We start from the raw sequence: 14,782 nt of genomic DNA on the forward strand, positions 1-14,782 counted from the left end.
AATACCGAAGACTATGCTTACGGCTGGTGCTTGAAAGGCGAACGATTCGCGGCTGAACGTCGGGGCAATCGTACCGAACGAGTGAGCTTTATAGCGGCTTGGCATCACCATCAGCTCGTTGCCCCACTTACCTATCAGGGGTACTGCAATCGCCTGGTGTTTGAAACATGGTTAGAGGAGAAACTCTTGCCCGTACTCAAAGCTGGCAGTGTGATCATCTGTGACAACGCCTCGTTTCACAAAGGTGGGCGCATTGAAGCATTGATTCGTCAGGTGGGCTGTCATCTCTTATATCTGCCGCCTTACTCCCCGGATTTGAACCCGATTGAACATCAATGGTTTGTTCTGAAAAACCGGATGCGAAAACAGATTCAATCCGGCCAACCCTTTCGGCAAGTCGTTGACCAAGCCTTCGTTGACTGACCGGACCTATCCACGGATTGCTATACCAGCCCACAGACGACACCGGGTCGATTTCACCAGCAGCGATCCGCCCTGCGTTTGGCTAGCAATTCACAGCTTCAGGGAGTAACCGGGTTTTGGCTCGTTCTTGACCAGGTCTATTGTGACAGGCCATAACCGTCTAAGGTTCGGGGTTTAAGGTGTCGGGTCTAAGGCTTGCCTTGAACCTGAGACCTTGAACCCTAAACCCCACTAACCTTTGCAGACTACTAGCTGAACTTAGATCAGGGAGATGGCACCGCTGAAACCTGGCTTTTGAGTCGGCCTAGTTTGAGATCGCATCTACCGTGAGGTCAGAGCGCAGGGTGATGTCGAGATCGCTGGGGTTAATGACCACTACCGCGCTGTTCGAGGTGACCTGGTTGTCGCCGTTGATGACGGCCCCAACCACGCTGCCCAAGGAGCTGTTGCCGGTAATCCTACCTAAAATCGATTCGGCTGCACCGGTAATTAGCGCCCCTTGCAGGGTGCCGCTGCTGACGGTGTTGGTAGCGGCGATCGCGCTGGACTCAGCATTGATGTTGTAGGTGCGTCCGTTAACCGTGAGGTTGTCGGCTACAAACTTAGCTGCCGTTACCGAAGAACCGCGAATTTGCACCGGCACAATGCGGCCCTGGATGGTGCTGCCCGCAGGGACTAACACCTGGTTCTGGCTATTGCGAATCGGCGTGGTAACTTGCAGGCTGGTAGCAACGGTTTGGCCAGGCGCTACCACAATATCTACCTCGGTAGTGCTGTTGGGGTAGCGCACCGCTAGGGGAGTGCCGCTGGGCACCAAGCGGGGCGAGCTGGTGGAAGTGCCGGTGCCAGTACCAGTACCGGTGCCAGTGCCAGTACCGGTGCCAGTGCCAGTACCGGTGCCAGGGGTAGCGCCGACGATGTAGCTGTTGGCGCTTTGGCTCGCTTGCAGGGCTGGCATGCGGCCCTGGGCCACGAGTGCTTGATAGATAAAGGCTGCCACGTCAGCGCGGGTGGCGGTGCGCTGGGGTTGCAGCGTACCTACGTTGGGATAGTTAACCACCAGCCGGTTTTCGGTAGCCGCCGCTACGGGCCCTTCGCCGTAGCTAGGAATTTGGCCGCGATCGCGGTAGACGCCCAAAACTTCGTTGACGGAGCCCCGAGGGCTGTAGTCAAGGCCATTAGCCAGGGCGACTAGGGCCTGCACCCGAGGAATCTGTTGCTCAGGCTGGAAAGCGCCGTTGGGGTAGCCCGAGAGAAAGCCCTGGCCGTAGGCGTTGGCGATCGCAGCGCTGGCCCAGTAATTGCTGGAGACATCGCTAAACCGAGGAGCAGTGCGATCGAGGGGCTGGTTGAAGGCGTTGCGCACAATGGCAGCAAACTGGGCGCGGGTCACCGGTTGGTCGGGCCGAAAGGTGCCGTCGGGGAACCCAGCGATAATTTGCTCAGAGGCGAGGCTTTCAATAAAGGGACGCGCCCAGTAGCTCGAACCCACATCATTAAACTCGGCAGTTTGGGCAGTGGCAGGCAGCGCCAACCCCACAAATGCTACAGAACCTAGCGCCACAAAGGCGGTGGTTTTGGCAGACAGATTCAGTACGGTGCTCATACTCAATGATTCCTTAAAAAGCGGAGTGTTAATACAGCGTCAATAGAGGGTCAGTGGAAACGGGTCATCCACAGCAAAATGGCCTCAGAACTAGCTAGAGCGAGTCAGAGGCAGTGCTATAGAGATGGGCCGTCCTACCAAGGCATCTTTGGTAGAACCAATAGCCTGGAGCAAATAGGGGCAAATTTATTCGCTAAACCCTGAGAGTGGGGTTTGGTGTTTAGCCGAGCCAAATGGTAAATGCACGGGAACCTATGGAAGAAAAGCTGCGCTTTTAATTACACAGACCATTAGCATCGGGCTATTTGTTCCCCCTTTTCGAGCCTAATGCCCGAAAGTTTGGATAAATCAGCCTTAGGAGATAGGGCGATCGCCTTCTTTCGCCTCTTCACGCTCAGTCTAGTCACTTCTGCTTTAAAGCACCTGTGCCGACAGAGAGGCTTTGCGAATCATCACTACAGCCGATGACTGGCGGTTTCTAAACCCAATCTCGTCAAAAACAGGCTTATCTAGTGGGTTTATGCTAAGACAGACCCTTTAATCTGCATCTGCGCGCAGCGAGCGCTCAATTCACTATGAAAGCTGTTGCCCTGACCCATTATTTGCCCATTAGCGATCCAGAATCACTCTTCGACGCTCGCCTACCCAAGCCTAGCCCTACAGGCCGTGACCTTCTGGTGCGGGTAGAGGCGGTCTCGGTCAACCCAGTTGACACCAAGGTACGTGCCCCAAAGGAAAAAGTCGAAGACACGCCCAAGGTGCTGGGGTATGACGCTGCTGGCGTGGTTGAAAGCGTTGGCGATGCGGTGACGCGCTTCAAGCCCGGCGATGCGGTTTACTACGCCGGAGACATCACTCGCCCCGGCTCCAACGCTGAATTTCAGCTGGTGGATGAGCGCATTGTGGGTGCCATGCCCCAAACCCTCTCCTTCGCCGAAGCCGCCGCTCTGCCGCTCACCACCCTCACCGCCTGGGAAGCCCTGTTTACGCGCTTGGGGATCAATCGAGCCGGGGGCGATTCGCGAAGCGTTCGGGAACCGACTCGGAACGAGTATCCCTACGGGAATCGCGGCCAGTCGATTCTAATCATTGGTGGAGCCGGGGGCGTGGGGTCGATCGCCATTCAGCTGGCCAAACTGGCGGGGTTGGTGGTGATTGCCACCGCCTCGCGGCCCCAGTCGCAGGCCTGGGTGCGCGAGCTAGGCGCCGACCACAGCGTGGACTACAGCGATGCCCTGATTGAAGAAATGGCCCAGCTCGGCCACCGCGAGGTCGATTTTATCGCCAACTTCAGCGATACCGATGCCTACTGGGGCGTGATGGCCGAGCTGATTCGTCCCCAGGGCAAAATTGTCGGCATTGTCGGCAATACCGACCCGCTTGACCTCAATCTGCTCAAAAACAAAAGCGCCACCTTTGCCTGGGAGTTTATGTTCACCCGCTCGATGTACCAAACCGCCGACATGGCCGACCAGGGCCACCTGCTCAACGAGGTTGCGGCGTTAATCGATGCCAAAACAGTTCGCACCACCCTAGGGCAAACGCTCTCACCCATCAACGCCACCAACCTGCGCCAGGCCCACGCGCAGATCGAGTCGGGGCGAACGATTGGCAAGCTGGTGTTAGAGGGGTGGAGGTAGAGAGTGGTGAGGAAGGTAAGGGAGGTAGAGGAGATAGGGGAGGGGAGGACTGTAGAGAGCAGTGCTCAACATCCCCATCCTGTTATTTCACCGAGACGCGGCCATCGGCTTCAATCGTGATGCTGCGATCGCTGGGTTCACTGGGCGCATTGTACAGTTCCACCCGCAGCGTGTTGGGGCTGGGGCGACCGAGGCGAGCGCGCACGGGCAGGCGTTCTTGTGACCAGAAGAAGAACGATGGCTTGGGCTGCCCGGCCCAATTTATCCGGGTTTCGAAGGTGTTGCCGGTGTAGAGCAAACGGGGGCCGAGCAGGGGTGGTTGCTCCAAGCTGAGGGGACGGCTGCCAACGTTGATCACTTGCACGGTGATGCGATCGCCCGGCGTAAACTGAATCTGGCCCGACCGACAGTTAACGGTGCAGGGGTCAGCTATAGCAGCAGGAACGCTCCACAGCCAGGCCGCCAGGCCGACCAAACATCCCCCCACTAAAAAACTAGACGGCACAAACTTCTTCAAAGCAACGATCCTCACAGGAAAACGGATCTTTTGTTGTAATCGCTACCGGAGTACCCTGGAACCCTATCTACACATCTTGTAGGAATTGATGGTTACACCAAGCGCCACCAGAGCGTGATACCCAAACAGCGGGCTATGAAACGTCAGGTATGAACAAGACGACTGAGCTTGACTCAAGAAATATAGGTAATTTAGGCGGCCTGGTCTGTAGCCACGGCCTTAGTAGCCAGGGAAATAACTATGGCATCGTCAGGTTGAGGGGTGAAGCTGTCCCACTGATCTAGATATTGGGTGAGGTGATGGTCGCCCTGGGCAATGCGATCGCCCACCATTCCCCGCACCCGCAAGTCCTCTTCCAAGTACTGCTCTTCGCTAAAGAATCCTGCAAACCTTGCCGTCCGCAGCCACACCAGGTAGGTACTCAGCGCATCGTACTGGCTCTGCACTACGATTGATCGCAAGTCCCCCTCAACCCACCAATTCACTACATCGTGGGGCTCTGGCCCCACCTGCCCAGGAATGCCCATCGCCGCCGCCAGTTCGTGCAGGGTAGGTGTAGCAATTCCCCAGCCGCTGATGACGCTCTTTAAATCAATATGGGCGTCGCCGTGACGACTAAAGTAGTCGCTGCCCCAGCCTTTGTCACCCCGACGGCAAAACTCTGCTGCCGAAATGCCTGTTACCAGCCCACGTTGAAGCAAAATGGGCAAGTCAGCGGTTTGAGAATTAAAGCCCACCAGCTGAGGATGGTGCTGCCCCAGATAGCCTAAAAAAGCCGAAATCAGTTCGCCTTCATCCATTAAGCGATCGCTCTGTCTGGGTAGAGTGGTTAGCCGTAGCGTAACCTCGCCGTTGGTTTGCTGCTCTCGCACCACCGCCGAGACAGCCACCACGCGGCACAGCGCTGTTTTAAGATGAGGCCGAGGTTTTTCTGACGTGGCTCCAGCTTTGGCCCACATCACCTCAAGCACCTCAGTATCCGAGAGTGTTGCGGGCAGGCCGTACACGCGCCGACCCGAGGTCGGGTCGGGCACCCACTCCAAGTCAAAGGCGCATACGTGCCGACTAACGGATTTAAACATGGCTGCTCCCTGGGATGCACTAAAAACTGACCCAGGCCGTTGCCCAGGCGCTGTTTTTAGCATTCCCAGCCCAATTAGATGAGCAGCTAGGGAACCTGCCAAGCCCGCTGATGGTAGTCGTCGGGTTCTGGAAAGAGATCTACAGGTTCGCCGTGATGATGCCCATGATCGTGGCCGTGCCCATGCCCGTGCCCGTGGCCATGATCTTCGTGGGCATGTCCGTGGTCATGACCATGACCGTGCTGAGCGCCCCCGGCAGCCAGGCGAAATTTGCACATTTCACAGTTCATCGCCACCTGGCCCAGGTGAGTTTCAATTTCGCGATCGCGCAAAATCTGCATTAGCTGCGGATGACTTCCCATCTCCGGCAGATAGCTCACCAACTGTTTTGGATGCGCTGCCTGCTCCCGCTCGGTAATCGCTAAAATCTTCTTAATCAGCACACCGGTAAATAGAAAGTAGGGCAGCACGATAATGCGTTTCGGCTCGTACATACGGGCGCGACGAAAGCCCTCTTCTAGGCGCGGATGGGTAATGCCGATGAAGCAAATTTCTACCGTTTTATAGCGGCTGCCCTCCCACACAATACGGGCCAGTTTATAGACATCGCCATTGGCATCGGGGTCGCTGGCCCCCCGGCCCACAAACAGCAGCACCGTGTCTTCGCGGGCAATGTTGTCTGGGTTAAAGCGCGGCGTATCTAGCTCTGCCAGTCTCTCCTGCCAGAGTTGAATGATGGCTGGGGTAATGCCAAAGTGGCGACCGTAGTGAAATTTCACCTGGGGGTGGCGCTGGCGAGCCCGGTCCAATTCGTTGGTGACATCAAACTTGTTGTGGCGAGCCGCAAAGAGCAGAATTGGCAGCACCGAAATATCGGTGTAGCCCTGCTCTACGCACTGATCTACCCCGTCTTGAATAGTGGGTTCCGTTAATTCTAAAAAGCAGGGAATCACCGGGCGAGAAGTGTCGAGTTTTTGGTAGGCGGCAGCAAATTCTAGAACGCGATCGCGCCCCTCCAGATCTCGGCTACCGTGGCCCACCAGCAGCAGCGGTCGCTGAGTCGGTAGCGGCGACCAGGTGCCTGTAACGCTGGGCGAAAAATCGTTGGGGGTAGTAATGATTGGTGCGATCGCCATAGGTGCTCAAAGTGCCGCAGTGATACTAAATCTAACCCTCAGTCCAGCCTAAAGATATCACCAGTGAAAATTTGGCCCACAGCGGCCTAGGAGCAAACGCTAACCTAGACCCAGTTCAACCTTCAAAGCCAAATTGACCATTAGATAACTCGAAGCCCAGGGCAAGATGACTATAAAATCGCAGCCAGATAAAAATCAGTCTGCCTGGTTATCTTAGCCCAGGCCAGAGCACAGAACCATCCTGGGGGTGGGCATTAATACTATGAAAGAACCTACTGACGAGAAGCAGGAAGCCTGGCGCGATGGTCAGAGACCGGCGCTGCGCGAACGCCTGCGCGACCACCTAGACACCACCGACACGGTGCCTGGTCGGGTAATCAATAGTGCGATCGTGCTGCTGATCTTTATGTCGGCCACCATTTTTGTGATCAAAAGCTACCCGATTTCTGCAGCCCTAGATGAATGGCTAGACATTCTCGACTGGCTCATCGTGCTGGCTTTCACCCTTGAGTACGGCCTGCGTCTCTGGACGGCCCCGCGTCCTTGGCAGTACGCCTTTAGCCTCTACGGCTTAATCGACCTGATCGCCATTCTGCCCTCTTGGATTGGCGTCTTTGACATTCGGTTTTTGCGCTTTTTTAGGTCACTACGAATTTTGCGCTTGGTGCGAATCTTTAACGATCGGCTTTGGTTTGGCCAAGTAACCAGCACCGACAGTCTAATTTTGATTCGCATTTTACTTACTTTAGGGACAATTATTTTTATTTACTCCGGCCTGATTTTTCAGGTCGAGCACCCTAGCAATCCCGAAGACTTTGGCACGTTTTTAGACGCGCTCTATTTCGCCGTCGTCACCATGACCACCGTGGGCTACGGCGACGTTACCCCTATTTCAGAAGCCGGGCGAGGGCTGACGGTGATGATGATTCTCACCGGCATTGCCCTGATTCCCACTCAAATCAGCCGTTTGATCCGGCAATTGGGCAAGGTCTCCCAGCCGCAGCACTTACCTTGCCCCAACTGCGGCCTCACCCTCCACGATGATGATGCCCAGTTTTGCAAACGTTGCGGTACCCTTCTAGAACCCTAGTTAGACGAGCCCTTCAGCCGCGCTGTTATCTCAGTGACGAAACATAACAATTATTGAAAAAACAAATATACCTTTTGCCGGATATAGTGTTTCCGGTACAATGACCACCCAAAAGCCCCGTCAGCCTGTCCTCGGTGCTGGCTGCGCAGTTCATACGTTTTTGTCAGCCTCACCCCTGAGTCTGTCTAGCCCATCTCAGTTAGGACGTTCCATGACTTCTGTGCTCCATCGCCCCACCGACGACGCCAAACTGTCCGGTCTTCCCGAAGACGTCAGGGCCAGCCTGCAAGACCGCTTCAAGCTTGTAGTGCCCTCCCGCTCCGCCTCCGACCCTTCCCCTGCCCCCGTGCTCGACGCCGCTCCCCCCAAAGACCCCTCCGTTCAGCCGATCGTCTCCCTCAACAATGTTGAGAAGGTCTACACCAACGGCAGCAAAGCTCTAGCAGGTGTCAATCTCACCGTCAACCCCGGCGACTTTCTCTTCGTCACCGGCCCCTCGGGCTCAGGCAAATCGACCCTGCTCAAGCTGCTCTACGGCTACGAGCGCCCCACCAGCGGCAATATTCTCGTAGGCGATGAACCCATTTCTGACCTAAGAGGCAACCGCCTGGCGATGATGCGCCGCCGTATTGGCGTCGTCTTCCAAGACTACAAGCTGATTCCTAAGCGCACCGTGGCCGAGAACGTGGCCTTCGTGCTGTGGGCCCAAGGCTTCACCCGCAAAGAAATTCACCGCCGCCTCTGGCCGACCCTCAAAATGGTGGGTCTTCAGGGCAAAGCCCAGTGCTTCCCCGATGAGCTCTCCGGCGGTGAACAGCAGCGAGTCAGCATTGCCCGCGCTGTTGTGAACACTCCTCCGCTGCTACTGGCCGACGAGCCCACCGGCAACCTGGACGCAGAAAACTCCCTCCAAGTAATCAAGATCCTTAAAAAGCTCAATTCCATCGGCATTACTGTCATCGTCACCACCCACGATGAGCATCTGGTACGCATCTCAAACCACCCAGTTGTGCAGATTAAGAACGGTCGCCTGCATCACCTGCGCCGGTAGTTTACGTTCCTTAACATCAACAGGTGCGCCTTATCCAATCAATAGGATAATGATCAGAGCTAACATTCAGGCGGTTTTCAACCTAGGCCGCTGAATGACTTTGGACTCTGAGAGGAACGCGCTTTGGTCAGTACAGCCCCGTTTAAAACAGCAAAATCACAAGAAATTTTCGCCGCTGCCCAAAACCTCATGCCGGGCGGCGTTAACTCTCCCGTACGGGCCTTTAAGTCGGTGGGCGGGCAGCCCATCGTATTTGACCGCGTCAAGGGTGCCTATATCTGGGATGTCGACGGTAACCAGTACATCGACTACGTCGGCACCTGGGGGCCTGCTATCTGCGGTCACGCCCACCCCGAAGTGCTGGCGGCTTTGGCAGCAGCTTTAGAAAAGGGCACCAGTTTTGGCGCACCCTGCTACCTTGAGAACGTGCTGGCGGAAATGGTGATTCAAGCCGTGCCCAGCATTGAGATGGTGCGCTTTGTGAACTCCGGCACCGAAGCCTGTATGGCCGTACTGCGGCTGATGCGGGCCTACACCGGGCGCAACAAGATTATCAAGTTTTCTGGCTGCTACCACGGCCATGCCGATATGTTCTTAGTGCAGGCGGGTTCCGGCGTTGCAACCTTAGGCTTGCCTGACTCTCCAGGGGTACCCAAATCGGCCACCAGCGACACCCTTACCGCTCCCTACAATGACCTTGAGGCGGTCAAGGCCCTGTTTGCCCAAAACCCTGAGGAAATTGCCGGGGTGATTCTAGAGCCGGTGGTGGGTAACGCCGGGTTTATCACTCCTGATGGCGGCTTTTTAGAAGGGTTGCGAGAAATTACCCGCGAAAACGATGCTCTGCTGGTGTTTGACGAAGTCATGACCGGCTTCCGCATCGCCTACGGTGGGGCTCAGGCCAAATTTAACGTCACTCCCGACCTCACTACTCTGGGTAAGGTGATTGGGGGCGGCTTGCCCGTAGGTGCCTACGGCGGTCGTCGCGACATTATGGAAATGATTGCCCCTGCCGGGCCGGTCTACCAGGCGGGCACCCTATCGGGCAACCCCCTGGCCATGACCGCCGGCATCAAAACCCTGGAGCTGCTCCAGCAGCCTGGCACCTACGACGAGCTCGATCGCCTGACGAAGAAGCTCATCGACGGTTTACTTCAGGTGGCGCGGGATGCAGGCCATGCTGTCTATGGTGGCCACATCAGCGCCATGTTTGGCATGTTCTTCCATGCAGGGCCGATCAGCAATTTTGAAGAGGCCAAGGGAGCTGATCTGGAAAAGTTTAGCCGCTTCCACCGGGGCATGCTGGAGAGTGGGGTTTACCTGGCACCGTCGCAGTTTGAGGCCGGGTTTACCTCCCTAGCCCACACCGATGCCGATATTGACGCTACGATCGCAGCCGCCCGCGACGTACTTACAGCCCTGTAAGCCGTTCTGTCGGTTCGTCACCCTGAGTGGTGACGAACCCCAGGACAGTTAGCCTACCTAAAACAAACCCCCAGATTCCTCAAGAATCCGGGGGTTTTAGATTTCTCTAGCAAGATTTTTCTAGAGCTATGACATCGCTTGGATGATGTAGTCGAAATAGGGCCGAGCTTCGGCAGCGTCTTCGTCAGATAGCAGATTTAGAGAAGCCTCTTTCAGACAGCGAATGGCTTCAGCCATACCGGGCACGGGCACGTCTAGGGCGTTGTACATTTCGCGAACGCCCACGATGCCAATGGCCTCAATGGGAGTCTGATCACCCGCTAGCACACCGTAGGTGACCAGGCGCAAGTACCAGCCGTAGTCACGAATGCAGAGGGAACGCTGCTTTTGACCATAAGCATTGCCGCCAGGGGCGATGAAGTCGGGCCGTCGCCGCCATAGCTCTCTGCTGGCCTGGTCAACAATCTTTTTCTCGTTTTCAGATAAGGTAGCGGCAATGCGGGTGCGCTGCTCGCCAGTCTTCAAAAATTCTTCAATGGCCTTGAGCTCGCCAGTAGTTGGATAGCGCAGCTCGTCGTCGGCATTCAAAATAACTTGGCTAACAACAGACATAGTTAAAAATGACGGGATGACCTTTTTCCATAGCTAGTTTAGCGACTTGGGGGTCATCAGGGAAAGTTAACTTCTCATTTAGTTGCCAATGTCAAAGGCGCTCTAGACAGATTGACTGGGGCGACAACCAAGCTAAAACGTCCATTCTGTGGGGAATTTTTAGGGATTACTCAGTGTTCTTCTGGTGAGAACGCGGGGGGCTTTCGTAACGCTTTTGCAACAATTGGCTAGGTGAAAAGGTCAGCGCGGGGGCGGAAGCGCTCAGTTTGACGAAGCTCTTCATAGAGGGCTTTTTCGCGATCGCTTAGCCCCGTCGGCACCACCACCTCTAGCTCCACAATTTGGTCGCCCCGGCTTTCTTTGCCAACGGGGTAGCCCCGCCCCGGCAATTGAAGGATCTGCCCGGTCTGCGCTCCCTGGGGCAGGGTGGTGCGAACAGGGCCATCCAGCGTGGGAATATCGATGGTGCTGCCCAGGGCCGCCTCGCTGGGGGTAATGGGCAGCCGGCAGTACACATCGTTGCCCTGGAGGGTGTAGAACGGGTGCGGGTCAACCTGAATGCGCAGATACAGGTTGCCACCGCCCACACCCTGACCCCGCAGGCGAATGCGCTGCCCGGTGACCATGCCAGCGGGCATGTTGACCTCTAGCGATCGCCCATCCTCTAGGCGAATGCGCTCTCGCCCGCCCCGAAAAGCTTTTTCTAGAGGAACGGTGAGATCGGCCTCGGCATCGCGGCGGCCGGTGGGGGTAGACGGTGCGTAGGTAGTGGTGTTGGTAGGGTAGCCGTCGTCGTCACTAACACTACGGCGGGCTGGGCGACGGTTGAGGAGTTGGTCGACAAAAACATTGAAGTCGGGAAATTCGCCAAAGCCAAAGTCTTCTAAGGAAATTCGTCCGCTGAAAATATCGCTGACAACAGATTTACCCTGGCCTTTCTTAAAGCCCTCCTGCTGCCAGTACTCGCTAAATTTCTCGTACTGGGCGCGCTTTTCGTCGTCGGAAAGCACGGTGTAGGCTTCGCTAAGCAGCTTGAACTGATCCTCTGCCGCTTGGTCACCGGGGTTGAGGTCGGGGTGGTACTGCCGGGCCAGCTTGCGGTAGGCCTGCTTAATGTCGCTAAAGGTTGCTTCTCTGGAAACCCCCAGAATGTCGTAGTAGTTCCGAAAGTTCTCCATGCAAGGTGGATGGGTGGGCGGGTTGGGGGAGGGGGTGGGTGAGCGAGTAGGGGAGTGGATAGGCCTGTTTACCAGTTCACTCCCCTAACTAGCAGGGTGAAGTGAGCGGTGGTTTAGAGCCACTCGTCGCGATCGCTCAAGTTGTCGCCGTCATAGCGGGGGGCAGGGCGGCGATTGTCTTGACGCGGGGGCACTGGTCTCGCAGCGTCAGTCCCGCGTTCCGGGGGTGCGGGCCGTGAGCGATTCTCGGGTGCCGGATTTTCAGGGGGGCGATTTGTCCCTGCGGGCTGGCCCCAGGGGTCATCCTCCCAGTTGTTGTCTCGACGAGGGGCCGCAGGGGCGGTATTGGGTCGAGTCTCCGGAGAGGACGCATCGCGAGCATAGGGGTCATAGCCCTGATTGTCGTAGCCACGGTTCCCAGAGCGCTCTGCTCCAGGGTCGCGATACCCGGCATTGCCGTAGCCTGGCTCAGGGGCGCTAGGTCGGTCGTAGCGCGGGTCATCGTAGCCCGCTTGACCATAGCCCGCATCGCCATAGCTAGGACGAGCAGGTTCAGAATTTTGCGTTCTGGGGGCATTCTCCGCGGGGAATCGACCGTAGTCTTGGCCATAGTCTTGACGGCCATAGCTAGATTGGTCGTAGCCACGGTAGTCGTCGGCAGCGGGTTGGGTATCGCCTGACGGTCTATAGTCTTGGCGATCGTAGCCAGGTTGCCCATAGTCTTGACGGTTATAGTCTTCACGACCATAGTCCGAGGCGGGCGGCTGGGGACGGCTCGGTTCTGGAGGACGGTCATAGCCATTGCTGTAACCCTGGTCATAGCCAGAGTTGCCATAGCTAGAGCCGCCGCTGGGGCGATCGCTGTACACCTGACTGCCATAGCCCTGATCGCTATAGCCTTGGCTGCCGTAATTAGAGTTGTTGTAACCCTGGCCGTTGTAACCGGTCGTACCGTAGGCACGGTTATCATATGCTGGGCTGCCATAGCGCTGGCCGCCTGCTCCACCACGATTGTCGTAGTCCCAGTCGTCGTCCCAGTTTCCCCAGGTGGTAGATCCCTGGTAGCCGTAGTTGGGCCGAGCATCCAGGTCATCGTCGAAGGAGAAGGTTTTCTTCAAGGTATTGCCAATCTGGCCTAAGATGCCGCCTTCGGGGGCATCGTCAGCTTCGTAGAGGTAGGCCTCACGGTTGAGGTCGTAGAGTTCGTCTTGCAGTTCGGCCTGGGCAATATCGATGCCCCGCTCGTCGCTTTTCTCTAGGTAGTCGCGCAGCTCTTGCACTAACCCTTCGATGCGGCGACGGCGATCGCGGGCAAACTGCATACCAAAGTCAAGGGCTACCTCCCGCAGCAGTCGCTCGGCCTGGAAGGTGAGGGCTTCGGCCCGGTTGCGCTTCTCGACTCGCTCGCGCTGGAGGCGATCGGTTTCAGCAAACTCCTCCGCCTCGCGGATCATCCGCTGCACTTCGCCTTCTTCGAGGTTAGAAGCGCCCTGAACGGTCAAACTCTGCTCGCGGCCGGTGGTCTTATCCATGGCCGACACTTGCAGAATGCCGTTAGCGTCGATATCAAAGGACACTAGCACCTGGGGCACACCGCGCGGCGCAGGGGGAATGCCCATCAGCTTGAAGCGACCCAGGGATTTGTTGTTGGCCCCCATCTCACGCTCGCCCTGAAGCACATGAACCTCCACGGAGGTCTGGTTATTCTCAGATGTGGAGAAGATATCCGATCGCCGCACCGGAATCGTAGTGTTGCGAGGAATCACCTTTTTCATCACGCCGCCGATCGTCTCCAACCCCAGGGATAGCGACGTGACATCCAGCAGCATGATGTCTTGCACTTCTTGGGTGATGATGCCCGCCTGCACGGCAGCGCCCACGGCGACGGCTTCGTCAGGGTTCACATTTTGGCTAGGTTCGAGGCCGATGAGACCGCGCACCAAGTCCTGCACCATGGGCATGCGGCTGCCACCCCCCACCAGCACCACCTCGTCGATGTCGTTGGGGGTGAGGCCAGCATCACTGAGCGCCTGCTTGAGGGGAGCGCGCAGGGCGCTAACCAGATCGCCACAGAGGCCTTCGAACTGCGATCGGCTCAGGCGCGTCTCAATGTGCTTTGGGCCTTCAGGGCTAGCGGTAATAAACGGCAGGCTGATTTCGGTACTGGCCACGCCAGAAAGCTCAATCTTGGCTTTCTCAGCCGCTTCGGTTAGTCGCTGTAGGGCCTGGCGATCTTTCCGCAGGTCAATGCCTTCTTTTTCGAGAAATTCATCCGCTAGCCAGTCGACGATTTTGGTGTCAAAGTTGGTACCGCCCAGTTGGGTATCGCCCGAGGTCGATCGCACCTCAAACACCCCATCACCCACGTCGAGAATCGACACGTCAAAGGTGCCACCCCCTAGGTCAAACACCAAGATAGTCTCGTTCTGCACCTGATCGAGGCCGTAGGCCAACGCCGCCGCCGTGGGCTCATTCAAAATGCGCTTGATTTCCAGGCCGGCGATCCGTCCGGCGTTGCGGGTGGCCTGGCGCTGGGCGTCGTTGAAGTAGGCAGGCACGGTGATCACTGCCCCGGTCACCGGTTGGCCTAGGTAGCGGCTGGCCTCATCTGCCAGCTTGCGCAGCACAATGGCCGAAATTTCTTCGGGGGCAAAGTCTTTTTCGAGGCGGGGGCAGCGAATTTTGACGTTGCCCAGTTCATCGCGGCGAATGGTGTAGGGTACCCGCTTAGACGATGGGTCAAGCTCGGCGTAGCGGCGACCCATATAGCGCTTAACGCTATAGAAGGTGTTTTGGGGGTTGAGCACCGCCTGCCTGCGAGCCATCTGCCCCACCAGGCGCTCGCCCTCTTTGCTAAAGGCCACCACCGAGGGCGTAGTGCGCATCCCTTCGGCGTTGGCAATGACTACCGGCTTGCCGCCCTCCATTACAGAGACCACGGAGTTGGTCGTACCCAGGTCGATGCCAACTACTTTTCCCATGCGCTCTGGCGTCTCCTTATCTGTCGGACTGCGTGCTCAAT

11 protein-coding genes and 1 pseudogene are annotated in these 14,782 nt (G+C 57.0%); 5 read left to right on the top strand and 7 right to left on the bottom strand.

The features are described 5' to 3' along the window. Positions 1–423: IS630 family transposase (locus H6F57_RS24310; RefSeq protein ID WP_190625276.1), on the top strand; the 423-nt coding region annotated here is incomplete at its 5' end. Positions 424–727: 304 nt separating this feature from the next. Here the strand turns inward: H6F57_RS24310 and H6F57_RS24315 are convergent. After that, entirely contained in the window at positions 728–2,029 is a 1,302-nt protein-coding gene (locus H6F57_RS24315; protein ID WP_190631413.1) for an S-layer homology domain-containing protein, read from the bottom strand. A gap of 575 nt (positions 2,030–2,604) precedes the next feature. On the opposite strand from H6F57_RS24315, the gene H6F57_RS24320 reads away from it, so the two are divergent. Next, the gene (locus tag H6F57_RS24320) at positions 2,605–3,669 is read left to right on the top strand and encodes a zinc-binding alcohol dehydrogenase family protein (RefSeq protein WP_190631415.1); all 1,065 of its coding nucleotides are present in this window, start codon (positions 2,605–2,607) and stop codon (positions 3,667–3,669) included. 82 nt (positions 3,670–3,751) lie between these two features. Here H6F57_RS24320 and H6F57_RS24325 read toward each other — a convergent pair whose 3' ends face one another. The 3 genes from H6F57_RS24325 to H6F57_RS24335 form a co-directional block, all read right to left on the bottom strand. Next, the gene (locus H6F57_RS24325) at positions 3,752–4,186 is read right to left on the bottom strand and encodes a hypothetical protein (RefSeq protein ID WP_190631417.1); all 435 of its coding nucleotides are present in this window, start codon (positions 4,184–4,186) and stop codon (positions 3,752–3,754) included. A gap of 191 nt (positions 4,187–4,377) precedes the next feature. Next, on the bottom strand, positions 4,378–5,268 hold the full coding sequence (locus tag H6F57_RS24330) for a hypothetical protein (protein WP_190631419.1): 891 nt from the start codon (positions 5,266–5,268) through the stop codon (positions 4,378–4,380). Positions 5,269–5,354: 86 nt separating this feature from the next. Next, positions 5,355–6,404, bottom strand: a complete 1,050-nt coding sequence (locus H6F57_RS24335) for a sirohydrochlorin chelatase (protein ID WP_190631421.1) — start codon at positions 6,402–6,404, stop codon at positions 5,355–5,357. Positions 6,405–6,666: 262 nt separating this feature from the next. Here H6F57_RS24335 and H6F57_RS24340 point away from each other — a divergent pair, with 262 nt between their 5' ends. From H6F57_RS24340 to hemL, 3 genes are all read left to right on the top strand, one after another. Next, positions 6,667–7,494, top strand: coding sequence for an ion transporter (locus H6F57_RS24340; RefSeq protein ID WP_190631423.1), 828 nt, complete (start codon positions 6,667–6,669; stop codon positions 7,492–7,494). A gap of 211 nt (positions 7,495–7,705) precedes the next feature. Beyond that, positions 7,706–8,545: a cell division ATP-binding protein FtsE gene (gene ftsE / locus H6F57_RS24345; protein ID WP_190631425.1), complete on the top strand. Its 840-nt coding sequence runs from the start codon at positions 7,706–7,708 to the stop codon at positions 8,543–8,545. A gap of 123 nt (positions 8,546–8,668) precedes the next feature. Further along, positions 8,669–9,970, top strand: a complete 1,302-nt coding sequence (gene hemL / locus H6F57_RS24350) for a glutamate-1-semialdehyde 2,1-aminomutase (RefSeq protein WP_190631427.1) — start codon at positions 8,669–8,671, stop codon at positions 9,968–9,970. Positions 9,971–10,096: 126 nt separating this feature from the next. Here the strand turns inward: hemL and apcD are convergent, their stop codons facing one another. The 3 genes and pseudogenes from apcD to dnaK form a co-directional block, all read right to left on the bottom strand. Beyond that, positions 10,097–10,582, bottom strand: coding sequence for an allophycocyanin subunit alpha-B (apcD, locus tag H6F57_RS24355; RefSeq protein ID WP_190631429.1), 486 nt, complete (start codon positions 10,580–10,582; stop codon positions 10,097–10,099). Between the two features lie 227 nt (positions 10,583–10,809). Beyond that, positions 10,810–11,760, bottom strand: coding sequence for a J domain-containing protein (locus H6F57_RS24360; protein WP_190631431.1), 951 nt, complete (start codon positions 11,758–11,760; stop codon positions 10,810–10,812). Between the two features lie 1,082 nt (positions 11,761–12,842). Beyond that, positions 12,843–14,741, bottom strand: a pseudogene (gene dnaK / locus H6F57_RS24365) (molecular chaperone DnaK); the annotation flags it as partial. Positions 14,742–14,782 lie beyond the last annotated feature (41 nt).

It is taken from the genome of Leptolyngbya sp. FACHB-60, assembly GCF_014695775.1.
Lineage (GTDB): Bacteria > Cyanobacteriota > Cyanobacteriia > Phormidesmidales > Phormidesmidaceae > Nodosilinea.